The sequence below is a fragment of the Trabulsiella odontotermitis genome (assembly GCF_001297775.1).
Lineage (GTDB): Bacteria > Pseudomonadota > Gammaproteobacteria > Enterobacterales > Enterobacteriaceae > Trabulsiella > Trabulsiella odontotermitis.
This window is the reverse complement of record NZ_LIFX01000002.1, coordinates 56,983-81,858: the sequence shown is the minus strand read 5'-3', so window position 1 is coordinate 81,858 and position 24,876 is coordinate 56,983. Positions and strand designations below refer to the sequence as shown.

Sequence of the window (24,876 nt, the reverse complement as noted above, 5' to 3'; positions counted from 1 at the left end):
CGGACTCACCGGTACGGATACCGAATTAAGCACAAGCACTGATGGCAAGGTTCGGGCCGTACCGGATTTTTTTTCGGCTTCGCCCACCGTTACATCACCTCCTTCGCCCTGGAATGGATGATGGTCGCGCAGGATGCGGATATAACATAACGATGAGGTTTTACATGCGTAAAATTAAAGGGTTACGTTGGTACATGATCGCACTGGTGACGTTGGGCACCGTGCTGGGTTACCTGACCCGTAACACTGTGGCGGCCGCAGCGCCAACGCTGATGGAAGAGCTACACATCTCTACCCAGCAGTATTCATACATTATTGCAGCCTACTCTGCTGCGTACACCGTTATGCAGCCGGTTGCTGGCTATGTGCTGGACATTCTCGGCACCAAAATTGGCTACGCCATGTTTGCTGTTTTCTGGGCCGTTTTCTGCGGCGCGACAGCACTGGCAGGCAGCTGGGGTGGCCTGGCACTGGCGCGTGGTGCGGTCGGTGCAGCGGAAGCGGCAATGATCCCCGCAGGTCTGAAAGCCACGTCTGAATGGTTCCCGGCAAAAGAACGTTCGATCGCGGTGGGTTATTTCAACGTCGGCTCCTCTATTGGTGCGATGATTGCGCCGCCGTTGGTGGTGTGGGCGATTGTGATGCATAGCTGGCAGATGGCATTCATCATCTCTGGTGTGCTGAGCTTTGCGTGGGCCATGTCATGGCTGATTTTCTACAAACACCCGCGTGATCAGAAAAAATTATCCACAGAAGAACGCGAGTACATTATCAATGGTCAGGAAGCACAGCACCAGACCAACAATGCGAAGAAAATGTCGCCGTGGCAGATCCTGCGCACCCGTCAGTTCTGGGGTATCGCCCTGCCGCGTTTCCTCGCAGAACCCGCATGGGGGACGTTCAATGCGTGGATCCCGCTGTTCATGTTTAAAGTGTATGGTTTTAACCTGAAAGAGATTGCGATGTTCGCCTGGATGCCCATGCTGTTTGCGGATCTCGGTTGTATCATCGGGGGTTATCTGCCGCCGCTGTTCCAGCGCTGGTTTGGCGTCAACCTGATCGTCTCCCGTAAAATGGTGGTGACCATGGGCGCGCTGCTGATGATTGGCCCAGGCATGATCGGTCTGTTCACCAGCCCGTACGTCGCGATTATGCTGCTGTGTATTGGTGGCTTCGCTCACCAGTCGCTGTCAGGCGCATTAATCACTCTGTCTTCCGACGTCTTTGGTCGTAACGAAGTGGCGACCGCTAACGGCCTGACCGGTATGGCGGCATGGACAGCCAGTACGCTATTCGCACTGGTGGTCGGTGCGCTGGCGGATACCATCGGTTTCAGCCCGCTGTTTGCTGTGCTGGCGGTGTTTGATCTGCTGGGTGCGCTGGTGATCTGGACGGTGCTGCAAAACAGACCAGCGGCGGAAACTCCGAATAGTGGTGTGGGAGATACCGCGACGCAAAGCTAGCGAACGCAGCGTTTTCCCGACAAAAGCCGTCTTTATGACGGCTTTTTCGTGACAAGAATAATGGAGCACAGGCAACAAAAGTGGTATAACAAATCAATGGTGCCGTACCTTGCCTGGAGCGCATATGGAAGTCACAGAATCACGCCGTTTGTATCAACAACTCGCTGCCGAGCTAAAAAGCCGCATTGAGCAAGGAGTTTATCTGGTTGGCGATAAGCTGCCTGCTGAACGTTTTATTGCCGATGAGAAAAACGTCAGCCGAACGGTGGTGCGTGAAGCGATTATCATGCTTGAGGTTGAAGGCTACGTCGAAGTGCGTAAAGGCTCGGGGATCCACGTGATTTCCAGCCAGCCTAAATATTACCAGGCGCCGGACGAATCCCTTGAATTCGCCAGCTACGGCCCCTTCGAACTGCTGCAGGCGCGCCAGCTGATTGAAAGCAATATCGCCGAATTTGCCGCCACGCAGGTCACCAAGCAGGACATCATGAAACTGATGGAAATCCAGGAGAATGCGCGCAAAGAGAAATGCTTCCGCGACTCCGAATGGGATCTCCAGTTCCATGTGCAGGTGGCGCTCGCTACCCAGAACACCGCTCTGGCCGCTATCGTTGAAAAAATGTGGACTCAGCGCGTTCATAACCCGTACTGGAAAAAACTGCACGATCACATCGATCTGCGCACCGTTGATAACTGGTGCGACGATCACGATCAAATCCTTAAGGCGCTGATTCGTAAAGATCCGCACGCGGCGAAACTGGCGATGTGGCAGCATCTGGAAAACACCAAGCTGATGCTGTTTAACGAGACCAGCGATGACTTTGAATTCAATGCCGACCGTTACTTGTTCGCGGAAAATCCGGTGGTCCATCTCGATACCGCGACCAGCGGCGTAAAATAAACCATTTACTGACTGACGCGCACGCCGCTGTGCCTTGCGCGTCAGTTAAATATAAATAATGTCAGCCTGTGTAAATACCCTCGCCACGTTCCCCCACAACCCGCAAAATCTATCCTCAACAAACTGCAAAATCTCTGACGAGACTTGAGTAGCTTTGTTACAATTAGATGCTTTTTGTCGTTCCTTGAGGCAGTTTTTGCTGGCTCAGACCTAAAACATGGATTAGTTGGAACGCGTTGCTGCGACCATAATTAAAATGACGATGTCGCCGAATCCTGAAACCGCGTTCAAACGCGACGTTAATCGATGTACCGGGAAACCTGAATGGAACTATTTACCCAATTATTGCATGCGTTATGGAACCAGGATTTCGAAACTCTGGCGAATCCCTCCATGATCGGCATGCTCTACTTTGTGCTGTTTATGATCCTGTTCCTTGAGAATGGGTTACTGCCTGCCGCCTTTTTGCCTGGCGACAGTTTATTAGTGCTGGTTGGCGTGCTGATCGCCAAAGGCGCGATGGGGTATCCGCACACCATCCTTCTGCTGACCGTCGCCGCGAGTCTCGGCTGCTGGCTCAGTTATATTCAGGGGCGATGGCTGGGCAATACGCGAATTGTACAAAACTGGCTTTCCCATCTGCCCGCGCATTACCACCAGCGCGCGCACCATCTGTTCCATAAACATGGCCTTTCCGCCCTGCTGATTGGCCGTTTTATCGCCTTCGTCCGCACCCTGCTGCCGACCATCGCCGGGCTGTCCGGTCTCAGCAGCGCCCGTTTCCAGTTTTTTAACTGGATGAGCGGCCTGTTGTGGGTGCTGATTCTGACCACGCTCGGCTTCGCGCTGGGCAAAACGCCGGTATTCCAGAAGTACGAAGACGCGCTGATGTCCTGTCTGATGCTGCTGCCGGTGGTGCTGTTGGTTATTGGTCTGCTCGGTTCGCTGATCGTCCTGTGGAAAAAGAAATACGGAAAACTGGCCAATCATGGTGATTAACCGTCACACGCTGCGCTGGTTTTCCCTCGGGACTGGCGCCGTCATTCTGCTCCTGCTCGCCATCTGTGTATGGGCGGCGCTCCAGCATCGTGAATCGACGCTGGCGATTCGCCCGTCGGGTCAGGGCGCCAGTATGCCGGACGGTTTTTTCATCTGGCATCACCTTGACGCCAACGGCATTCGCTTCAAAAGCATCACGCCAAAAGACGATACCCTGTTGATTAAATTTGATTCCAGAGCGCAAAGCAGCGCGGCAAAAGAGGTGCTGGATCGCTCATTGCCACAGGGGTATATCGTGGCGCAACTGGACGATGACACCCCCGCGTCGCTGTGGATTTCCCGCCTGCGTGATAACGCACACCGTCTCGGCTGATTCCTTAGAGGATTCCGAAACGCACCCTGTTTTTTGGTGATTTACCGTATAGTTACTATGCTTTGTATGCGGAAGACGCCAGAAGTCATTGATTCACTGGAACGGGCTATGTCGTAAAACGGCCCATAACAATGGAAGGTTTCAGACATGAAATACCGCATCGTCATTGCATTAGCACTCGTCTCTCTTAGCGCAGGTGCCTGGGCTGCTTCTCCCTGTCAGGAAAAGGCACAGAATATACAGCGTGAAATCAGCTATGCCGAAAAGCATCACAACCAGAACAGGATCAACGGCCTGAAAAAAGCGCTGAACGAGGTGAATGCTCACTGTAGTGATCGTCAGGTGCTTGCTGATCATCAGAAAAAAATCGCCAGACAGAAGGATGAAGTGGCTGAGCGTCGGCAGGAACTGAATGAAGCTAAACAGAAAGGCGATGCGGACAAAATCGACAAACGTGAACGCAAACTCAACGAGGCGCAGGACGAGCTGAAAGCGCTGGAGTCGCGTGATTACTGATTTAATGGAACGACGAACAGGAGAGCATCATGGCTAAAGATACCACTGCAGAAAATCTACGTGCTGAACTGAAATCCCTGGCGGATACCCTGGAAGAAGTGCTGAACTCCTCCAGCGATAAATCGAAAGAAGAGATCAGCAAGCTGCGCAGCAAAGCAGAGCGGGCTTTACACGACAGCCGCCATCGTCTTGGGGAAACCGGAGATGCCATCGCCAAACAGACCCGCGAAGCCGCGGCCCGCGCCGACGAATACGTGCGTGATAACCCGTGGACGGGCGTCGGCATCGGCGCAGCGGTTGGGGTGGTGCTGGGCGTTCTGCTGACGCGTCGCTGATGATGGCTGAACCACACGCACAAGGCCCCGGCAAAAGCATTCTGGGCATTGGACAGCGCATCGTCACGCTGGTGGTCGAGATGGTCGAAACCCGTCTGCGACTGGCGGTGCTCGAGCTGGAAGAGGAGAAGGCCAATCTCTTCCAGATGCTGTTGATGCTTGGACTGACCATGCTGTTCGCGGCGTTTGGGTTGATGAGTCTGATGGTGCTGGTGATCTGGGCCATCGATCCGCAATATCGCCTGAATGCCATGATCGCCACGACAGTCGTTCTGCTGTTGGCCGCGCTCATCGGCGGGATCTGGACCCTTCGCAAAGCACGTCGTTCCACGCTGTTGCGCCATACGCGCAAAGAGCTGGCGAACGATCGTGAACTGCTTGAGGATGAAAGATCATGAGTCACAAACTGGAGCTTCAGCGGCGCAAAGCGCGGCTGCTGAGTCGCATTCAGCAACAGCGGCTGGACCTGTCCGCCAGCCGCCGTGACTGGCTGGATGCTACTCACAGTTATGATCGCGGCTGGAACACAGTGTTAAACCTGCGTTCATGGATACTGGTCGGCAGCAGCGTCGCAACCATCTGGACTGTTCGCCATCCGCGATTCCTGGTGCGCTGGGCGAAACGCGGCCTCGGCATCTGGAGCGCCTGGCGTCTCATCAAAGCCACCGTGCGCGAGCAGCAGTTGCGCGGCTAAAACCCCTCAGCCCTTCCCCTTCAGGCCTGATAGCGCATCGCTTATCGGGCCTTTTTATGCACGCCGTTCCGGTTGCTCAGATTCTTTGAAAGAGATCGACAGTTTTCCTTGCTTACATTCGATCTTCGTCACGTTTACACTCCCCTCCATCGACAGCAACAACGCGGTATCCCCGCGAAATTGCACACTAAATCAACACAGCCGCCCATGGGGTTTTCTGGAGAGTAAAATGAAAAAATTAGAAGATGTTGGTGTTCTGGTAGCGCGTATTCTGATGCCGATCCTGTTTATCACCGCAGGTTGGGGAAAAATCACTGGCTATGCCGGCACGCAACAATACATGGAAGCCATGGGTGTTCCGGGCGCACTGCTGCCGTTGACCATTCTGCTTGAGTTTGGCGGCGGTCTGGCGATTCTGTTCGGTTTCCTGACCCGTACCACGGCGCTGATCACGGCCATCTTCACCATCCTGACCGCCCTGCTGTTCCACAGCAACTTTGCGGAAGGCGTGAACTCGCTGATGTTCATGAAAAACCTGACCATCGCAGGCGGTTTCCTGCTGCTGGCTATCTCCGGTCCGGGCGCTATCAGCATCGACCGTGCGCTGAACAAAAAGTGGTAAGCGCTTATACTGAATAAAGTTCAAGGCGAGGAGCGTTCTCCTCGCTTTGGCTATCCGCGAATCAAGAAAGGAGATTGTTATGGGACAACTGATTGACGGCGTCTGGCATGACACCTGGTATGACACAAAATCAACCGGGGGACGTTTCAAACGTTCCGTTTCGGCCTTTCGCAACTGGCTGACCGCGGATGGCGCTCCCGGCCCGACCGGCGAGGGCGGTTTTGCCGCCGAAAAAGATCGCTATCATCTTTATGTTTCCCTTGCCTGCCCGTGGGCGCACCGCACGCTGATCCTGCGCAAACTGAAAGGGCTGGAGCCGTTTATTTCAGTGTCGGTGGTGAACCCGCTGATGCTGGAAAATGGCTGGACATTTGATGACGATTTCCCGGCAGCGACCGGCGATTCGCTGTACCAGCATGAATTTCTGTATCAGCTTTATCTGCACGCCGACCCGCACTACACCGGGCGCGTCACCGTGCCGGTACTGTGGGATAAAAAGAACCACACTATCGTCAGCAATGAATCTGCGGAAATCATCCGTATGTTCAATACCGCATTCGACAGTCTGGGCGCGAAAGCGGGGGATTACTACCCGACAGAATTACGCAGCCAGATCGATGAGCTGAACAGCTGGATTTACGACAACGTCAATAACGGCGTCTATAAAGCCGGTTTCGCCACCAGCCAACAGGCTTACGATGAAGCCGTGACGAAGGTGTTTGAATCGCTGGAACGTATCGAACAAATTCTCGGCCAGCATCGTTATCTGACTGGTGATCGCCTGACGGAAGCGGACATTCGCCTGTGGACCACGCTGGTACGCTTTGATCCGGTGTATGTCACCCATTTTAAATGCGACAAGCATCGCATCAGCGATTATCTGAACCTGTACGGTTTCCTGCGCGATATCTATCAGATACCGGGAATTGCCGAAACGGTCGATTTCGCCCATATCCGCAACCACTATTATCGCAGCCACAAGACCATTAACCCGACGGGAATTATCTCCATCGGCCCGTGGCAGGATCTCAACGAGCCTCACGGCCGCGACAGCCGGTTCCGGTAAAAGCAAAAGGGCATCTTTCGATGTAATGCCGATCAGTTGATATTTTTGGCAAAGTCAACCCTGAGTGTTACTTTGCCATTTTTTAAACTCACTTAATGCATCTTAAAACGCGCACTATTCGGTTAATGCACGTTTTAAGGTGCAGTTAAGTAATTCCAACATCAGTTCCTCCCAAATAACGGGCGTGCAAAAACGCAGAACTTACGGCATCAATATCGCCTCCTGTTACACCGCATGCCTCAAAATGGTTACGCCACTCCCTGACCACTCGCCAGATTCGATCAATCTCTGCACTAGCATCAGCACGGCTTAATCCAAAGCGCTCACACCAGGAAACGGCATTACCCAGCGTGGCTTCTTTGCCATTTGCACCAACCCCTAAGTGAAGTCGACGATGATGAGAATGCACCGGACGAGGAACCACGTCATAAAGCGGACTGATTCGCCATGCCAAAGCAACATCGCCCTGCGGTTCCTGAGCCCCTCTCACTGGATCCTGTGCTGGTGATTCCATCAGCACAAAACCATGGTTACGCAGGTGATCATCATCATTATTAACCAGGATATTAAATACCATTCGGCAGAATAGCTCCCGCAGGTCGTCTGAGAGATTGTCAGCACCGAGATGTCTGCGCATCGCATCCGCCAGTTCCGCATAACTGCTTTCGACCGAAGCCATTTCGTGAATGTTCATCAAGGTGAGCGCGGAGACAAAATGACGCCTGCCGGTATTGTCTCCCTGACCCACGCGGTCAAAACGTTTGATCAGCATGGCGAAACGCCCCGGTCCAATCTCTTCAAGACGCGTTTCAGGGACGTGAAGCCCCGCCGCATCAGCAAGACGCAACGTCGCGTGTTCGATTGCCGGGTAGCAAAATCCGCGATCGGTACGGGAAGAGAACTTCGCCAGCCAATGGCTCTCATCCTCTACAACCACCGTCGCTTTTGGCCGCATCCCCCCCATACTGGAACCCGCATCAAATATCCCATGCAGGTTGGCAGGTAAAGGCGCGCCATTCTCGATTCTCTCCGCGGCATCAAACAGGTATCCCAGGAATTTTATATCCGTGGAGGTATCAAGATCTCTGGATGGCAGCCCATCATGGGTGATATCCAAAGCCCCCGTCCGGTTTGGCCCGGCCTCCAGCAGATATACCGATTCAGGTAATGAGTTCGCCGGAACACGTTTTTTAGCTTCAATAACCCGGCGTCCCCAGGCATCTGGCGCGGCATCCCGGATCCCACCAAACAGTGTTGACTCCTGCGCAAATAGCGCCTGTTTTGCTACCTGTTGGCCCTGCAACATACCCAGCCCAACAGGATCGATTTCAATTGCTCCGTTTCTTTTCAGGTATTTAAGGCCATAGACAAAACGCGAGGCCAGAAGGTCAGCACCATCTTCCTGTAAATGCAATTTTCCGGCCGGGACAGACTCCGTTGCGCCAGGTAAAAATGCATGTACCAGCAACGCGCTCTCAGAAATCATATTCTTCCAACTCCTTGTTGCTCAGTGGTCGTGCGCGCCGGGGACGTTGAAGACGCTTAACCGCCTGTACGGCGTGATCCTTCTTCCCAATAACATCGGCAAGCGTTGCGCCGGGCCGAACAACACTGAGATACCGCAGAATCTGACCGATAGCGACGCCTGCATCACCATTCTCTATCCGACTGACGGTATTACGGCTGATATTGGCGCGCACCGCGACTTCTGCCTGCGGCATTTTTCGCGCAATGCGACTTTGCGCCAGAACATAGCCCAGCTCAGATAGCTGGCGGCTTAAATCAGAAGGTAATAAATCCTGCTGTGTACGCTTCATATTGCACCTTAAAACACGCACTAAAGACTTAATGCTCATTTTAAGGTGCATTAGACTATTTTTCAAACAGACATAACCTGGCTGCAATGGCATATCATCAGAAAAGCCACATAAAACAGCCAGTCAGTTGCTTTACTGACTGGCATTACATTTTTCGATGCTTTTTTATTGCTATTTTTTCGCGGCGAAAAGTTTGGGGATTTCGCGCAGGCACCAGGATTTGGCTTCGCCCATGCTGTCGCGTCGCCAGGCCATGATGATATCCACTTCGCTGGTGTATTCCGGGCTCACCACGCGCAGCCGCCCGTCGGCGATATCCTGTTCCACCAGCGGATACGGCATCGTCGCGACGCCCAGCCCGGCCAACAGCGCCTGGCGTTTGTCTTCAATGGTGCTGACCGTCAGACGCGGCTGTTTATCGAGCAACTGTACGGTTAAAACCGGGCGCTCGCGGGCGGTATCCGCCACTGCCACGCCGCGATACTTCACCCGCGTAACCTCTGAAAGCGGCTCCGGCTCCTGATGAATCGGGTGATCCGGCGAGGCGACATAAACATTCAGCACCGAATAGAGTTTGCGTGAGTTGATTTCAGACGACGAACGAAAATGCATATCCGGGGCGATAACGATATCCGCCCTTCCTTGCTCCAGCCGCTCCCAGGCACCCGCCAGCACTTCGGTGATGATCGCCATCTGGGTGTTCGCTTTCGCCGCCAGTCTGTCGACCAGCGGGAACAGATCCGCCGTCGGGACCAGCGCCTCGGAAACGATGGTTAAATGGGTTTCCCAGCCACGGGCCAGCGCTTCCGCATCGGTCGTCAGTTTATCGGCGGCCTCCAGCAACACGCGCCCACGCTCCAGCAGCATACGACCGACGTTGGTGAATTTCGTCCGGTGACCGGAACGATCGAACAGCACCACATCCAGTTCTTCTTCCAGCTTTTGCATGGTGTAGCTCAGTGCGGAAGGTACGCGCCCCAGCTCATCCGCGGCGGCGGCGAAACTACCACGGCGATCGATCGCGTCCATCACCCTCAGCGATTCCAGCGTCAATGCTCTTTCTTTAGCCATCGCACTCTCATTCAGTAAATTTGAACATACCTGGCAGAATATCTGGCTAACAATGCAGCGTCCAGCCCCTTAACATAAAAGGAAGTAAAGAGAGGTCAAGAACTATGATTACTACCCGTACCGCCAGTCAATGTGGCAAAGCCGATTTCGGTTGGCTGCAGGCACGTTACACTTTTTCCTTTGGACACTACTTTGACCCGAAGCTGTTGGGCTATGCCTCCCTGCGTGTACTGAATCAGGAAGTGCTGGCGCCCGGTGCGTCATTCCAGCCGCGCTCCTACCCGAAAGTCGATATTCTGAACCTGATTCTGGAAGGTGAAGCAGAGTACCGTGACAGCGATGGCAACCATGTCCAGGCGAAAGCCGGTGAAGCGCTGCTCATCGCCACGCAACCCGGCGTGAGCTACAGCGAGCACAACCTGAGCAAAGAGCATTCTCTGACCCGGATGCAGCTATGGCTGGACGCCTGCCCGGAGCGGGAAAACCCATTGATGCAGAAAGTCAGCCTCGATAATGTCGCCACGCAATTGCTGGCGTCACCCGATGGCAGCAACGGTAGCCTGATGCTACGCCAGCAGGTGTGGATCCATCATATTGATATTGCAAAGGGCGAGCAGTTGAGCTTCCAGCTCCACGGCCCGCGCGCTTATTTGCAGTCAATTCACGGCACCGTCCACGCCCAATGTATGTAAAAAGAGCAACAGTCGTTGACCTGCGGCGACGGCGCTTTTATTCGTGACGAAGCTAACATAACGCTGGTCGCAGATACGCCGCTTCGCGCTTTGCTGATAGATTTACCGGTATAGACAGAAGCAACAGCGGAAGATGCACGTGAGCAAAAAACGACAGCCTAAAACGGCGCCTGACATCATCAGCGCCCCTGCAGAGAACGGCAACGTCGCCGTCCCGGTCGCCTTCGGCTATGAAGATATGCTGAGCGAACTGGAAGCGATCGTCGCCGAAGCCGAAATCCGTCTGATCCAGGAGACTGAACTGGCCTGAGGGGTCAGTTCAGACCTGTGCCTTAAGACGCCTTCTTCGCCATTATCTCAATGATTTGCAGATCAGTCTGCTGCATCGCCTGACGCGCCAGCGCGCACAGGTTAGCAATAGACTGTTCGACATCATGCGCCACAATCCCTTCGTTACCCGTCACGGCGGTATCATCGAGCGCCATCAGCACCGCTTTCCAGGCGCTTGACGCGCTGGTCGAGACTTTCATCGCGCAGCTGTTTGACGCGCCATCGCAAATCATGCCGCTGAGATCGCCAATCATGCTGCCGATCGCCATCGCCAGCGTTTCATAACGCCCGTCCACCAGCCAGGCCATGCCAGCCGCCGCGCCCATTGACGCCGTGGTGACGGCGCACAGCGCTGACAGTCGTGGTAACTGGAAATGAATGTAGATAGCGCAGAGATGCGACAGCATCAGCGCGCGGGCCAGTTTCTCTTCACTGGCGTTGAAATGTTCCGCCACCACCACGACCGGCAGCGTCGCGGCGATGCCCTGATTACCGGAGCCGGAGTTGCTCATGGCGGGCAGTGTCGCGCCGCCCATCCGTGCGTCCGATGCGGCGCTGGTGCGGATAACGATGTCGCTCGACAGATCGCGGGTCATCAGCCCGCGCTGGCATTGCCTGTCCAGCGTCGCGCCAATGTGTAAGCCCCACTGCCCGCGCAACCCTTCACGCGATAAGGCGTCGTTAAGATGCGCGGCATCGAGAATAAAACGGATATCCTCAAACGGCACCTGATTGATAAATTCAAAAATGTCCTGCAATGAGGTCTGTTCCAGCACCTCCAGCGGACATGCTTCTTCTTCCGCAGGCACCGCGTCATCGAGTGCGAAAAGCACGTCGCCCTGCTTTTCAATGCGGGTAATGCAGGTATGCCCGCCCGCAATGGTGACGCTGGCCCACATGTCGCCCGCATACACTTTCGCCCGCGAAGAGAGGATCTCGTCACAGGGGATTTCCAGCATCACGCGCACCGCACCGCTTTCCAGCATCTGTCGGGCGCGGGCAACGTCCTCCGCTGTGGCTTTGTTGAGCACTTCCAGCCCGGCGTCGGCATCACCCGCGATCGCCCCGAGCGCTGCCGCGACGGGCAACCCGGTCATGCCCGTACCCGGCACCGTCACCCCCATCCCGTTTTTCATCAGGTTTGGCGACACCCAGGCGTCAATGCGATCCACGCGCCCGTCCAGCTGCGCCGCCGCGGTGGCGCAGGCCAGTGCCAGTGAAACCGGCTCGGTACACCCCAGCGCCGGTTTTACTTCTTTCTGCACGGCGCAGATGAGTTTTTTCCACAATGACTGTTTTTCAGGGCTCAACATAATCACAACCTTAGTACGTATTTATATGCATCAGGAGAATGCGAGGAACGGCGAGACGCATAACAGCAAACCCGTCACGATAATCAGCAATAACGAGGCGCCTTTGTATTTATGTAACGCAGGCACTTTGTAAACCAGCCATGCCGGGATCAGGCAACCCACCATGCCAAAAATAGGGCTACAAATTGAGGTAAAACTCAGCACCGGCGCGTTGAGCACAATGGCGCTCCAGGCCAGCAGAATGGCGAACAGCATGATCCCGCGCTGAACGACTTTTTCATTGATGTTTTCCGTCGCATATTTGCGGCGTAACAGATTCATCACGATGCCCTGCGTCGCTTCCCGGAAGCCCAGATAAACGCCGAAGAAAGCAGTCATGACAGCAAAAATATTGAGAATAACGCTGACGATTTTGACCCACGCCGCACCGTCACCGCTGATAAACTGCGCGGCAATCGCCAGCGCGGAAATATTCTGTTCGTAAGCCTTCACCGCCTCGTCATGCCCCATCGCGAGCGTAAACGACACAGCGTAGAAAAAGACGGTGACAAACAGTACGCCAAACGCAATATTCATTGCCCGCAAAGCCTTATGGCGCGCGACGGCGACTGATTTTTCGCGCGAACGATAGGAGATCACCATCGGGCTTAAGGTCTGAATAAACAGAATCGACGTCAGGGTAAACGGTAACGTAATAATGGCGTTTTTAATCAGCAGCCCCATCGGCGGCAGCGCACCGATATTATGCAAATGCCACAGGCCGATCATTGACAGCCCCAGCGCGGCGACAACCAGCAATTTGGTCAACACCATAAAGCTCGATACCTTAAACAGCAGTTGCTCACCGCGTGACGAAATAGCCACCAGGATGCAAATCAAGACCAGGCCGTAAAAGGGATTGTCAGACAGCAAATCGTCCGTCACCCCGAAGGTATGTAAATAGGAAGCGCTGTCGTTGGTGATGGCGGTGGAATAAACAAACATCCAGGTCACCAGCATCACAAAATAAAGTGCGCCGAGCAGTATTCCCCAGTTTTTACCCAGATAGCCGCTGATCACGCTCGGGTAGTCTTTGCATTCCGGCGATTCCGCCAGGGTGTTAATAAAAAGCCGCTGAAAAAGATACATTGCCGGGTAGCCAATCACCGAAGAGAGTAAAAATACCCATAACCCCATCAGACCAACCTGAACCGGAAGAAAAACAATCCCTGCGCCGATAGCCATCCCGATGCTCATAATGACCCAGCCGGTATCGGTACTGTCGAATTTTATCGCTTCCCGCCATTCGCTTTCCGTCATATTTGCCAGCCGGGCAGGCGATGTATCGTCCAGTATTACGCTGCTGTTTGAAGCCGTTTCCATTACGTTCTCGCTTGTGTAGGTAGAAGTTTTTTTAATTATTTCGATGCGATGTTCGGTACGTAACTGCAGGCGAGTTCTGGTTTTATTGTGAAAAATCATACCGCCGACAACGGAGAAAAAATTCACAACATTTTTATTCATATGGCCTTTTAAAGAAATAAAATTGCCATATGAACAACAAAAGGAGAAAAAATTACTACGCAGAATAGAAATGAGAGAGATATCACATTCAGGATGACGAGGCAGAAAAAAGCCCCGGTAAAACACCAGGGCCAGAGCAGGAATCAACAGCCGGGCTTATCGATTTAATCACACACCACTTTTATCGCCAGACCACCACGGGAGGTTTCACGATATTTGTCGTTCATGTCTTTGCCGGTTTCATACATCGTTTCGATGACTTTATCGAGCGACACCCGCGCTTCGCTGGTGCGTTGCAGCGCCATTCGTGCGGCGTTCACCGCCTTCACCGCGTTGATGGCGTTACGCTCGATGCAGGGGATCTGCACCTGACCAGCCACCGGATCGCAGGTCAGTCCGAGGTTATGCTCCATGGCGATTTCCGCCGCCACGCACACCTGCTGCGGGCTGCCGCCCAGCAGCTCGGCTAACCCGGCCGCCGCCATTGAACAGGCCACGCCCACTTCACCCTGACAGCCCACTTCGGCGCCAGAAATCGAGGCGTTCATTTTGTACAGCGCGCCGATGGCGCCAGCGGCGAGGAAATAGCGCGAGACGGAATTGGCGTTCACCGTCCGGCGGAATTTATCGTAGTACGCCAGCACCGCCGGGACGATCCCGCAGGCGCCGTTTGTCGGCGCGGTGACGACACGTCCGCCCGCAGCGTTCTCTTCACTGACCGCCAGCGCGAACATGTTGATCCAGTCGATCACGTTCATCGGATCCTGCGAGACGCGATCGCTCGACACCAGCATCCGCCGCAGCGCCACGGCACGACGCGGCACCGTCAGCGGACCGGGCAGGACGCCTTCGGTGTTGATCCCGCGCTCAATGCAGGTGGTCATGGTTTGCCAGATGCGCTCAAACCCCGCGTCAACCTCCTCTTTGCTACGTAGCGCCAGTTCGTTTTGCATCATCAGTCCGGAAATGGACAAGCCGTGCAGTTTACACAACGACAGCAGTTCGCTGGCTGAGCTGAAGGGGTACGGCACCGGTTGTTCGATGTTATGGTTCTGGCCGAACTGCGACTCCTCGACGATAAACCCGCCGCCGATGGAGTAATAGGTTTTCTCCAGTAGCGGCTCGTTATCGCGCCAGGCGGTGATCCGCATACCGTTTTCATGCCGTGGCAGCACGGTATTGTGGAACGCCACGCTTTCCGGCAGTGGGAAGGCGACGAGTGCTTTGCCGTTCGCCACCGGCAGTTGCCCGCTGCGGGCCACCTGCTGAATGAATCCCGCAATGGTGTCAATTTTGACGTCCTGCGGGCTGTTGCCCGCCAGCCCCATGATCACCGCGGTATCGGTGGCATGGCCTTTGCCGGTCAGAGACAGTGAACCATACAGATCAACGCTGATGCGTCCGGTTTGCGAAAGCCATCCCAGGCTTTCCAGTTCATCAATAAACTGTTTGCCCGCGTTCATCGGGCCAACGGTGTGAGAACTGGAGGGTCCAATGCCAATTTTAAAAATGTCGAATGAGCTAATCATCTTCAGCACCCGCTCAAAAAGTATGGGGAAACCCGACTTCAGGACAGGCCGTCACGGTGACGGCCTGCAGGCTGACGCGTGTCTAGCGTTCACCGCGAAAAGCGATCGCTTCAATTTCCAGCTTCACATCTTTCGGCAGGCGAGCCACCTGCACGCAGCTGCGCGTCGGATATACCGCATCGTGCTCATCAAAAAACTGCTTATAGACCTCATTGATAACTGAAAAATCATTCAGGTCAGTGATGAAGACGGTGGTTTTCACAATGTCTCCCACGCTCAGGCCGGACGCAGTCACGATGGCTTTCACGTTTTCCAGACTCTGCCGGGCCTGTACTTCGACGTCATCCGACACCGTGCCGTTTTCCGGATCCACCGGGATCTGACCGGACGTAAAGACCATCGCGCCGAGATCAACGCCCTGCACATAGGGGCCAATGGCCCCCGGCGCGCGCGTGGTTTCAATCACTTTTTTCATGTTCATTTCCTTTTTCAAATCGCCTGGGTAAAGGTGCGCGAAATGACATCCTGCTGCTGTTCGCGCGTCAGTGCGTTAAAACGCACCGCATAACCCGACACGCGAATCGTCAGGTTGGGATAGTTTTCCGGGTGTTCGATAGCATCCAGCAGCATGTCGCGGTTCATGACGTTGACGTTGAGATGCTGCCCGCCTTCGACCGTGGCGTCTTCATGATGGAAGTAGCCATCCAGCAGACCGACCAGGTTGGTTTTCCGTACGCCGTCATCTTTGCCGAGCGCCGCCGGAACAATAGAGAAGGTGTAGGAGATCCCGTCTTTGGCGTAGGTAAACGGCAGTTTGGCGACCGAGGTCAGCGAGGCCACCGCCCCTTTGCGGTCACGACCGTGCATCGGGTTCGCGCCCGGTGCAAACGGTGTACCGGCGCGGCGACCATCCGGCGTGTTGCCGGTTTTCTGCCCATACACCACGTTGGAGGTGATGGTCAGGATCGACTGCGTCGGCACCGCGTTACGATACGTCGGCAGCGCTTTAATTTTCTTCATAAACCGTTCGACCAGATCGCAGGCGATGCTGTCCACGCGATCGTCGTTGTTGCCGTACTGCGGATACTCGCCGTCGATTTCAAAATCGACAGCCAGCCCGTTCTCATCACGCACCGGTTTTACGCGCGCATATTTGATGGCGGAAAGTGAATCCACCGCCACGGACAACCCGGCGATACCGCAGGCCATCGTGCGGTAAACATCACGGTCATGCAGCGCCATCAGCGATGCTTCGTAGCTGTATTTGTCATGCATGTAGTGAATGAGATTCAGCGCGCTGATGTACTGCACCGCCAGCCAGTCCATGAAATGATCCAGGCTGTTCATCACGGTGGTGAAATCCAGCACATCATCCATCAACGGCGCGGTTTTCGGCCCGACCTGGATTTTCAGTTTTTCATCCACCCCGCCGTTGATCGCGTACAGCAGTGTTTTCGCCAGGTTGGCGCGGGCGCCGAAGAACTGCATCTGTTTGCCGATCACCATCGGGCTGACGCAGCAGGCAATGGCGTAGTCATCGCTGTTGAAATCCGCACGCATCAGATCATCGTTTTCATACTGCAACGATGAAGTGGCAATCGACATTTGCGCCGCGTATTTCTTAAAGGCGATCGGTAACGCTTCCGACCACAGAATGGTCAGGTTTGGCTCCGGCGCTGGCCCCATGGTGTGCAGGGTGTGCAGGTAACGAAACGCACTTTTGGTCACCAATGTGCGGCCATCCAGCCCCATCCCGCCGATCACTTCCGTCGCCCAGATCGGGTCGCCGGAGAACAGCGAGTCAAATTCCGGCGTACGCAGGAAGCGCACCATGCGGATCTTCATAATGAAGTGATCGACCAGCTCCTGCGCCTGCGTTTCCGTCAGCACGCCCGCCCGCATGTCGCGTTCGATGTAGATATCGAGGAAGCACGCGGTACGCCCCAGAGACATCGCCCCGCCATTCTGTGATTTTACTGCCGCCAGATAGGCGAAGTAGAGCCACTGAACCGCTTCCTGCGCCGTACGCGCCGGGCGTGAAATATCACAGCCGTAGCTCGCCGCCATTTGCTGGATCTCCAGCAGCGCGCGGCGATGCTCGGACAGTTCTTCGCGCAGGCGGATGGTGGCTTCGAGATCGTCACCGCGCTCCAGGCGGGACTGCAAATCAGCAAACTGCTGTTCACGCTCGCGCACCAGATAACGAATGCCATACAACGCCACGCGGCGATAGTCGCCAATGATGCGGCCGCGACCGTACCCGTCCGGCAGCCCGGTCAGGATGCCCGATTTACGGCAGCGCAGCATTTCCGGCGAATAAACATCAAAGACGCCCTGGTTATGGGTTTTACGTAAGTGAGTAAACAGATACTCAAATTGCGGGTCCATCTCACGGCCATAGGCGTCGAACGAACTTTTAATCATGTTGATGCCGCCAAACGGATGCAGCGCACGTTTCAGCGGTTTGTCGGTCTGCAGGCCGACGATTTTTTCCAGATCTTTTTCAATGTACCCTGGTGAATGGGCAGTAATCGTGGTCGCCACGTTGATATCAAAATCGACCGGCGCATGCGTGGCGTTTTCCGTCCGGATGCCCGTCATGACTTTTTCCCACAGCGCAACGGTCGCCGGGGTCGCGTCAGCAAGGAATGTTTCATCGCCTTCATACGGCGTATAGTTATTCTGAATAAAATCGCGAACGTTGATGTCGTGTTTCCATTCAGAGCCATTAAATCCCTGCCAGGCGTCGGCATACAGCATATCGCTGGTATCGATATTTACCTTCATGAAATTACTCTCTTTAGAAATTAAGCGTATTCAGCTGTCGCGTTAATTTTTCCTAAATGAATGGCATCAAGCGCAATCATTTTCTCTTCATTGGTAGGAATAACCGCGCAGGCAATTCGCGAATGTGGCGCAGAAATAATTCGCTCACCGGCACTGCCCGGTAATTGATTCTTTTCATGATCCAGTTCGATGCCGAAAACCTGTAAATGTTCGACAACCAGCTGGCGAATAAGCGTGGAGTTTTCACCAATGCCGCCAGTGAAAATAACGCCGTCGAGACGATGCAGCGCCATGGCGTGTCCACCAATATGGCGCGCAATACGGTGTACGAATGTTTTAATGGCTAACCGTGCGTGGTAATGCCCCTCGTGCCAGGCTTTTTCCAGCACCCGTAAATCGGATGACAACCCGGAAATACCTAACAGGCCGGACTCTTTATTCACCACCCGTTCGAGGTCGCCGAGCGTCTGCCCGGTCTGGCTGGCAATCCACGCCATGGCGCCGAAATCGACATCGCCGCAGCGAGTGCCCATCATCAGCCCTTCCAGCGGCGTCATGCCCATGGACGTGTCCACGCTCTTGCCGTTGCGCACCGCGCAAATGGAGGCGCCATTGCCGAGGTGAGCAATCACTACGCCGGAATCCTCTTCTGACAGGCGCAACAGACGATGCGCGCGTTGCGCGACATAGCGGTGCGATGTGCCATGGAAGCCATAGCGGCGAACGCCAAGCTCCTCAAAATAGCGCCACGGTAAACCATACAGATAGGCTTCCGGCTCCATGGTCTGGTGGAAACTGGTATCAAATACCGCGACCTGCTTCACGCCCGGAAACAGTTGCTGAGCGGATTCCACGCCGCGCAGGTTGGCGAAATTGTGCAGCGGCGCCAGGGGTGAAACCTGGCGAATCAGTTCAATGACCTCATCGGTGATCACTACCGATTCGTTAAATATACTGCCGCCGTGAGCAATTCGGTGACCAATTAAGGCCACGCTGTTCATTAAATTGCGTTTTTCCAGTTCGAAGGTAATCGCTTTCAAAGCACATTCGTAATTCTGGTGAGCCAGCAATGCCGGCTCACCTCCATTAACGCGTAAATATGCCTTTTCAGAATTGATACCTTCTGTAATACCCGTCAGCAATACATCCTGCGTTTCTACATCAATCACCGAAAATTTAACTGACGATGAACCACAATTAATGACCAGTACGACAGGGAATTCCATCATTTTACTTCTCCGCTCATCCAGATACTGAGCTTTTCGGTTAATTAAAACAGTTTGTAGACAATATTCAGGATGGTCAGCAGACCAATAATGGTGACGAAAATATTGTCCGCTCTGCCTTTAAATTTCGCCAGCGCCGGGGTTTTACGGATGGCATACATCGGCAGCAGGCACAGCAGGGAGGCGATAATTGGTGCGCCCATGGCTTCAATCAGGTCGAGAATGTTCGGGTTGGCGTACGCCACGACCCAGGTGGAGCCCATGATGAAAATCATGCTGATGGTGTTCAGTTTGCCCATCGACACTTTGGTTTTGTCGCCCTGATAGCCGAACTTGAGGATCAGACCGTTCAGACCTTCCAGCGTCCCCAGATAGTGGCCGAAGAACGATTTGAAGATAGCGACCAGCGCAATGATTGACGCACCGAACTCCAGCACGGTGGCAAACGTGGATTTCGTGCCGGACAGCGACGCGAAGTGGTTCGCCAGGTAAGACAGCACCGGAATGTTCTGCGCTTTGGCTTCCGCCATGTTGGCCGGAGACAGCGTGAACAGGCAACTGAACGCGAAGAACATCACCACCGCGACCATCAGCATGCTGGCGCGAGAGATGATCTGGGAACATTTACGCTCGGTGAACTCTCTGCCGAAATCCTGCTCATACTCTTCACGCTTGGACACCACGAAAGAAGAGACGATCGGTGAGAAGTTAAAGGAGAAGACCATGATGGAAATCCCCAGCCAGACCGTGACCAGAATGCCGTCATGACCGGTAAAGGAGATATCACTCAGGCTCACCTGATCGATGACCGCAGAGTTCCAGTAAGGGATCAGCGACAGCGAAATCAGCACCAGACTGGCAATGAACGGGAAGACCAGATAGCTCATGACCTTAACCATCAGATCCTTACCAAACCAGATGACGAATGCCATCAGGAGCAGCAGGAACAGCGCCACTACGCCACGGTTGAGGGCGGCGAAACCCAACTGGTTTTCCCAGAACGTCATGAAGGTGTTGGTGATGGTGACACCGTAAATCCACAGCAATGGACAGATTGCGAAGAAATACAAGAAGGTAATCACCACACCGCCAGTTTTGCCGAAGTGCTCCTCTACCGTCTCAGTAATGTTGCCAGAAGGGTTCGCCCCTGACAGACACAGACGCGCCAGCGCGCGGTGGCATAAAAACGCAATCGGATACGCCAGCACCAGCATAATAAGAATCGGAATTAAACCGCCGTAGCCTGCGCGAATCGGGAAGAATAAAACCCCGGCGCCGATAGCGGTACCGAACAGGCCTAAAGTCCAGGTCGTATCTGATTTTCGCCAAGCCGAGGGCCTTGCCTGGCTGGCAATAATAGTTTCTGAGTTACTCATATCGAGTCCTTAGCAATAATAATTAAGCACCAACAAAACCGGTAATTTGTGAAACGCGGGACAGATCGATATTACCGCCGGAAATAATGCTGACGGTTTTACGTTTCTGAATATAATCGTCAAGTTTACCACTCAGTAATGCCGCAGACGCCAGTGCACCAGCCCCTTCGGTAATTACTTTATTTCGCTGAATAAGTGCAATCATGCTGTCGCGAATTTCGTCTTCGGTGACCAGAACAATATCGTCAACCAGTTCAGTCACAATTTCGAACGGTAAAATACCCGGACGTGACACATCACAACCGTCCGCTAATGTGCCGGTGGTACGATGATTAGTTATTTCACCGGCATAGAATGACGCCGCCATGCCATGAACGTTTTCTGACTGGACGCCAATAATTTTAATCGTCGGGTTTATGGATTTAATCGCCGTCGCAATACCGGCAATTAAACCGCCGCCGCCGATGGGCACAATGACGTTATCGACGTCATACAGGTCCTGCAGGATTTCCAGACCGATCGTTCCCTGACCTGCAATCACGTGCGCGTCGTCGTAAGGCGGAATGAAGATCCGGCCTTCCATTTCGACGATTTCACTGGCTTTGGCGATGGTGTCGTTGAAGCTGTCGCCGTGCAGGATCACTTCGGCGGAGTAATCCTGTGTCGCCGCCACTTTCGACTTCGGCGCGCCCTTCGGCATCACCACTTTGCCATCAATGCCGAGCATCGCGCAGGAGAGGGAAACCCCCTGCGCATGGTTGCCCGCCGAGCATGCGACCACGCCCTTACGACGTTCGGCTTCGGTCAGTGAGCTCAGTTTGTTGAATGCACCACGAATTTTAAAAGATCCCGTGCGCTGCATGTTCTCAAACTTGAGATATATTTCACCTTTACAACGTTCACTCAGGTAATTAGAACGCGGCATACCTGTCTTATAAATTTTGCCTGCGAGTCTTTGTTTTGCTGTTTGAATATCATCAAGAGTGACCGGGAGATCGTATGTAATATGCATTTCATCCTCTACTCATACAGAGTGACACTAAATTCAGATAATACCGGGCCGTCGGAGATCAGTCAGAGATCTCCGCGGGGGGTGTTGTTTTAAAAAAAATTAATTAAATGCTTTCTGCAAATCGCCTTCGCCTTGTGCAATCCTGCGCTGAATATTGTTTTGCTAATTCAACTAATACTGATGCTGATTTTTTAATTCGGTAATTCTTGGACCATATTGCTGCATAACGTGCTACGGGTAATTCGTCCTCAACGGGTAAAGTAATAAACTGATTCGATCCAAAAGGCGCGGTCATATCACACGGGATCACCGTCAGGAAATTGGCATTGAGAACCAGGTTATAGATAGTGACGACGGAATCGGTTTTTACTATGTTGTCGGTGCTGATGTGATGGCTTTGGAGGGTGGTGAGCAGTTCTTTGTAGTATCCCATATTAGTGTCCGGCAAGACCCACTGTTCGTTTTTTAACGACTCCAGTGAGGTCGTACCGGTGCATGTTCGGGACTGACTGGCCACCACGGCAAACTCCGATTCAAACAGCGACTCGACATGAAGATCCTGCAACTGCATATCTTCACTTAACGTCCCGATAGCGAAATCCAGCCGCCCGTCGCGCAGCGCGGGCAGGAAGGACGACAGCTGGGCTTCATACATCGAAACCTGCGCTTTCGGGAACACCTCTTTAAACGTCTTCATCATGCTGGACAAAAACGTAAAACCAATGAGTGACGGATAGCCAAACGACACGTCAACCACGCTGCTGCAGCTGAGGCTGTTCATTTCACTCACCATGTTCTTCATCTCTCGGGTAATGGACTCCGAGTAAGACAGCAACACCTGCCCGGCACTGGTCAGCGTTACGCCGGTATTTTTGCGGATCATCAGCTCGATACCGAAATTGGATTCGATGTCGTTAATGATCTTACTGACCGCAGGTTGAGTCAGCCCAAGCTGTTTTGCCGCCGAGCCAATTGAGCCGCTTCTAATGACTTCCTGAAAAACAACAAGGTGTTGTGTCTTTGGCAGAAGAACATTATCCATGTCACTCTTCCTATATTTCATATTTCGGCCGGAATTCTATTAAATTAAACAGGCGTGGGTATGTGCGATCACTCACAATTTGCCGGAACACATGTTTATCCCGCGTTTAAAAAATCAATTAAATGCTTTAATATCAATTGTTTGAATTATTTTCTAAATGACTTTTGCCTGACTTTTATCAATAAAAATAGCGGGAATAACTTTATTTTATGGCAATAACGCTCACCGCCGAAACTATATTTGCAACAAGGAAAGAAGGCCATATTTCAATCGATTATCGTATAATTCCTAAGCGGTTTTGAGTGCATTTATTTTTTAATTTATAAAATAATCTAAGAAAATATGACAGCCGCGACGATTAAATTAGCCACAGGTCACATAAAATTGTTAAATATACATTCAAGTTAATATGTCATTATCATTTGGCTATGAATTCACCCAACAAAACCGAAACAACGCGAACAAAAACGTAACACCTGTTTTTTTGGCATTTTAAGGTAATTCTCAAGGTTACTTTGCTGGCCTGCAGAATAAGAAACTGCGAAAGAATGCGTTGACGACAGATTTGTGGAGTTTGTCGCAAATGCGGCAAAAAGTCTGAAGGGGAAAATGAAAAACCCGCCGAAGCGGGTTTTCAAATGTTCGAAGCTGACCGGTAAGCCGGGTTCTGTCGTGGACAGTCATTCATCTAGGCCAGCAATCGCTCACTGGCTCAAGCAGCCTACCCGGGTTCAGTACGGGCCGTACCTTGTGAACCCCTATTTGGCCTTGCTCCGGGTGGAGTTTACCGTGCCGCGAACTGTTGCCAGCCGCGCGGTGCGCTCTTACCGCACCCTTTCACCCTTACCTGATCCCGCTTGCGCGGGCCATCGGCGGTTTGCTCTCTGTTGCACTGGTCGTGGGCTTGCGCCCCCCAGGCGTTACCTGGCACCCTGCCCTATGGAGCCCGGACTTTCCTCCCCTGCGCCTGTCTCCCCGAAAGGACGACGACACAGCGGCGACTGTCTGGTCAGCTTCGGCGCGCAGTATAGAGGGTTTGCACGCCAATGTCACCCTTCTGTCATCATCCCTACGCGCAGCGTGGCGGCGATATTACGCGACGCGCGATAAATGTTATCAAATGCCCCTCGGAACGCCTCCTCCAGCGTGCTGATGCTGGTTAAAACGCTGAACACCGCATCGATGCCGTGCTGATGCACCACGCCCACATCGTGCGTCAGGCTGCCCGCAATGCCGATCACCGGCTTGTGGTATTTTTTCGCCACGCTCGCCACGCCCACCGGCACTTTGCCATGAATGCTCTGGCTGTCGAGACGGCCTTCGCCGGTAATCACCAGAGAGCAGTCATGAATGTGCTCTTCCAGGTTCAGCGCCTGGGTGACAATCTCAATGCCGCTTCGCAGTTCGGCGCCTAAAAACGCCATCAGCGCCGCGCCCATGCCGCCTGCCGCACCGGCGCCGGGCACCTCTTTCACATCAATGCGCAGCGATTTTTTGATCACTTCCGCATAGTGTTCAAGATTGCGATCCAGCTCGGCGATCATCGCCTCGGAAGCCCCTTTCTGCGGGCCAAAGATCCGCGATGCGCCGCGATCGCCGATCAACGGGTTGGTCACGTCGCAGGCCACGCGGATCGAACAGGTTTTCAGCCGGGCATCTAACTGCGAAAGATCGATCGCATTCAGGCTCATCAGGCAACCGCCGCCAAAGCCGATCGCCGTCCCGTTTGCATCGCACAACGACGCGCCTAACGCCTGCATCATGCCTGCGCCACCGTCATTGGTGGCGCTGCCGCCAATACCGATGATGATGTTCTGCGCGCCATGATCCAGCGCCTGCAAAATGAGTTCTCCGGTTCCGCGCGACGTCGTAAGTAGCGGGTTACGTTGCGCGGGCGGCACCAGTGCCAGTCCGCTGGCGGCCGCCATTTCAATAAACGCCGTATGCCCGTCGCCGGAAATGCCCCACATCGCCTCCACGGGTTCGCCCAGCGGGCCGGTGACGTGCGCGGTCATTGCAGTACCCTGCGTGGCGGCTATCATCGCCTCGACGGTACCTTCCCCACCATCGGCGACCGGCACTTTGACATACTGTGCATCAGGAAAGATTTCCCGAAATCCTTTTTCTATTGCCTGCGCTACCTCAGTGGCAGAAAGGCTTTCTTTATACGAGTCTGGGGCGATGACGATTTTCATAGTAGTAGCCTGTT

General features: G+C 53.8%; 24 protein-coding genes, 1 other RNA gene and 1 pseudogene. 12 read left to right on the top strand and 14 right to left on the bottom strand.

Annotation, left to right across the window (positions count from 1 at the left end):
- Positions 1-164 precede the first annotated feature (164 nt).
- The 10 genes from AOY23_RS02205 to AOY23_RS02160 all read left to right on the top strand — a co-directional run bounded on the left by AOY23_RS02205 (position 165) and on the right by AOY23_RS02160 (position 6,969).
- Entirely contained in the window at positions 165-1,463 is a 1,299-nt protein-coding gene (locus AOY23_RS02205; protein ID WP_054178216.1) for an MFS transporter, read from the top strand.
- A 124-nt stretch (positions 1,464-1,587) separates the two neighbouring features.
- A complete protein-coding gene (gene exuR, locus AOY23_RS02200) occupies positions 1,588-2,364 on the top strand; it encodes a transcriptional regulator ExuR (RefSeq protein WP_054178215.1) in 777 nt (258 codons plus the stop codon).
- Between the two features lie 324 nt (positions 2,365-2,688).
- A complete protein-coding gene (gene yqjA, locus AOY23_RS02195; RefSeq protein ID WP_054178214.1) occupies positions 2,689-3,363 on the top strand; it encodes a DedA family general envelope maintenance protein YqjA in 675 nt (224 codons plus the stop codon).
- On the top strand, positions 3,353-3,736 hold the full coding sequence (gene mzrA, locus AOY23_RS02190) for an EnvZ/OmpR regulon moderator MzrA (RefSeq protein ID WP_054178213.1): 384 nt from the start codon (positions 3,353-3,355) through the stop codon (positions 3,734-3,736). Before yqjA ends, mzrA begins: the two co-directional genes overlap by 11 nt.
- Before the next feature lie 147 nt (positions 3,737-3,883).
- Positions 3,884-4,252 (top strand): DUF1090 domain-containing protein, encoded by a 369-nt coding sequence (locus AOY23_RS02185; RefSeq protein WP_054178212.1) that lies wholly within the window; start codon positions 3,884-3,886, stop codon positions 4,250-4,252.
- 29 nt (positions 4,253-4,281) lie between these two features.
- A complete protein-coding gene (locus AOY23_RS02180; protein ID WP_054178211.1) occupies positions 4,282-4,587 on the top strand; it encodes an ElaB/YgaM/YqjD family protein in 306 nt (101 codons plus the stop codon).
- Complete coding sequence (locus AOY23_RS02175; RefSeq protein WP_054178210.1) at positions 4,587-4,985, top strand: phage holin family protein; 399 nt, start codon at positions 4,587-4,589, stop codon at positions 4,983-4,985. The genes AOY23_RS02180 and AOY23_RS02175 overlap by 1 nt, the downstream gene beginning before the upstream one ends.
- Positions 4,982-5,281: a YqjK-like family protein gene (locus AOY23_RS02170; protein WP_054178209.1), complete on the top strand. Its 300-nt coding sequence runs from the start codon at positions 4,982-4,984 to the stop codon at positions 5,279-5,281. The genes AOY23_RS02175 and AOY23_RS02170 overlap by 4 nt, the downstream gene beginning before the upstream one ends.
- Positions 5,282-5,510: 229 nt before the next feature.
- Positions 5,511-5,903 (top strand): DoxX family protein, encoded by a 393-nt coding sequence (locus AOY23_RS02165; protein WP_054178208.1) that lies wholly within the window; start codon positions 5,511-5,513, stop codon positions 5,901-5,903.
- A gap of 79 nt (positions 5,904-5,982) precedes the next feature.
- The gene (locus AOY23_RS02160) at positions 5,983-6,969 is read left to right on the top strand and encodes a glutathione S-transferase family protein (RefSeq protein WP_054178207.1); all 987 of its coding nucleotides are present in this window, start codon (positions 5,983-5,985) and stop codon (positions 6,967-6,969) included.
- A 145-nt stretch (positions 6,970-7,114) separates the two neighbouring features.
- On the opposite strand, the gene AOY23_RS02155 is transcribed toward AOY23_RS02160, so the two are convergent.
- The 3 genes from AOY23_RS02155 to AOY23_RS02145 form a co-directional block, all read right to left on the bottom strand.
- Positions 7,115-8,455 (bottom strand): type II toxin-antitoxin system HipA family toxin, encoded by a 1,341-nt coding sequence (locus tag AOY23_RS02155; RefSeq protein ID WP_054178206.1) that lies wholly within the window; start codon positions 8,453-8,455, stop codon positions 7,115-7,117.
- Positions 8,445-8,786, bottom strand: a complete 342-nt coding sequence (locus AOY23_RS02150) for a helix-turn-helix domain-containing protein (protein ID WP_054178205.1) — start codon at positions 8,784-8,786, stop codon at positions 8,445-8,447. Before AOY23_RS02150 ends, AOY23_RS02155 begins: the two co-directional genes overlap by 11 nt.
- A gap of 171 nt (positions 8,787-8,957) precedes the next feature.
- Positions 8,958-9,857, bottom strand: coding sequence for a LysR family transcriptional regulator (locus AOY23_RS02145; RefSeq protein WP_054178204.1), 900 nt, complete (start codon positions 9,855-9,857; stop codon positions 8,958-8,960).
- A gap of 104 nt (positions 9,858-9,961) precedes the next feature.
- Between AOY23_RS02145 and AOY23_RS02140 the strand changes: the two are divergent.
- Positions 9,962-10,663 (top strand): annotated as a pseudogene (locus AOY23_RS02140) (pirin family protein).
- A 25-nt stretch (positions 10,664-10,688) separates the two neighbouring features.
- Positions 10,689-10,859 (top strand): hypothetical protein, encoded by a 171-nt coding sequence (locus tag AOY23_RS22855; RefSeq protein WP_162838549.1) that lies wholly within the window; start codon positions 10,689-10,691, stop codon positions 10,857-10,859.
- Between the two features lie 22 nt (positions 10,860-10,881).
- On the opposite strand, the gene AOY23_RS02135 is transcribed toward AOY23_RS22855, so the two are convergent.
- The 11 genes from AOY23_RS02135 to garK all read right to left on the bottom strand — a co-directional run bounded on the left by AOY23_RS02135 (position 10,882) and on the right by garK (position 24,862).
- Entirely contained in the window at positions 10,882-12,192 is a 1,311-nt protein-coding gene (locus AOY23_RS02135; RefSeq protein WP_054178202.1) for an L-cysteine desulfidase family protein, read from the bottom strand.
- A gap of 30 nt (positions 12,193-12,222) precedes the next feature.
- Positions 12,223-13,554 (bottom strand): SLC5/6 family protein, encoded by a 1,332-nt coding sequence (locus AOY23_RS02130; protein ID WP_054178450.1) that lies wholly within the window; start codon positions 13,552-13,554, stop codon positions 12,223-12,225.
- Between the two features lie 305 nt (positions 13,555-13,859).
- Entirely contained in the window at positions 13,860-15,224 is a 1,365-nt protein-coding gene (gene tdcG / locus AOY23_RS02125; protein ID WP_054178201.1) for an L-serine ammonia-lyase, read from the bottom strand.
- An 82-nt stretch (positions 15,225-15,306) separates the two neighbouring features.
- On the bottom strand, positions 15,307-15,699 hold the full coding sequence (locus AOY23_RS02120) for an enamine/imine deaminase (protein ID WP_054178200.1): 393 nt from the start codon (positions 15,697-15,699) through the stop codon (positions 15,307-15,309).
- Positions 15,700-15,713: 14 nt separating this feature from the next.
- On the bottom strand, positions 15,714-18,011 hold the full coding sequence (gene pflB, locus AOY23_RS02115; RefSeq protein WP_054178199.1) for a formate C-acetyltransferase: 2,298 nt from the start codon (positions 18,009-18,011) through the stop codon (positions 15,714-15,716).
- Positions 18,012-18,031: 20 nt separating this feature from the next.
- Positions 18,032-19,240 carry a propionate kinase gene (gene tdcD, locus AOY23_RS02110; RefSeq protein ID WP_054178198.1) on the bottom strand — a complete coding sequence of 403 codons (1,209 nt, stop codon included), beginning with the start codon at positions 19,238-19,240 and terminating at the stop codon, positions 18,032-18,034.
- Positions 19,241-19,281: 41 nt separating this feature from the next.
- Entirely contained in the window at positions 19,282-20,613 is a 1,332-nt protein-coding gene (gene tdcC, locus AOY23_RS02105) for a threonine/serine transporter TdcC (protein WP_054178197.1), read from the bottom strand.
- A 22-nt stretch (positions 20,614-20,635) separates the two neighbouring features.
- On the bottom strand, positions 20,636-21,625 hold the full coding sequence (gene tdcB, locus AOY23_RS02100; RefSeq protein ID WP_054178196.1) for a bifunctional threonine ammonia-lyase/L-serine ammonia-lyase TdcB: 990 nt from the start codon (positions 21,623-21,625) through the stop codon (positions 20,636-20,638).
- 103 nt (positions 21,626-21,728) lie between these two features.
- Complete coding sequence (gene tdcA / locus AOY23_RS02095; protein WP_054178195.1) at positions 21,729-22,667, bottom strand: transcriptional regulator TdcA; 939 nt, start codon at positions 22,665-22,667, stop codon at positions 21,729-21,731.
- 640 nt (positions 22,668-23,307) lie between these two features.
- Positions 23,308-23,684: RNase P RNA component class A (rnpB, locus tag AOY23_RS03575), an RNA gene on the bottom strand.
- Positions 23,685-23,716: 32 nt separating this feature from the next.
- Positions 23,717-24,862, bottom strand: a complete 1,146-nt coding sequence (gene garK / locus AOY23_RS02090; RefSeq protein ID WP_054178194.1) for a glycerate 2-kinase — start codon at positions 24,860-24,862, stop codon at positions 23,717-23,719.
- Positions 24,863-24,876 lie beyond the last annotated feature (14 nt).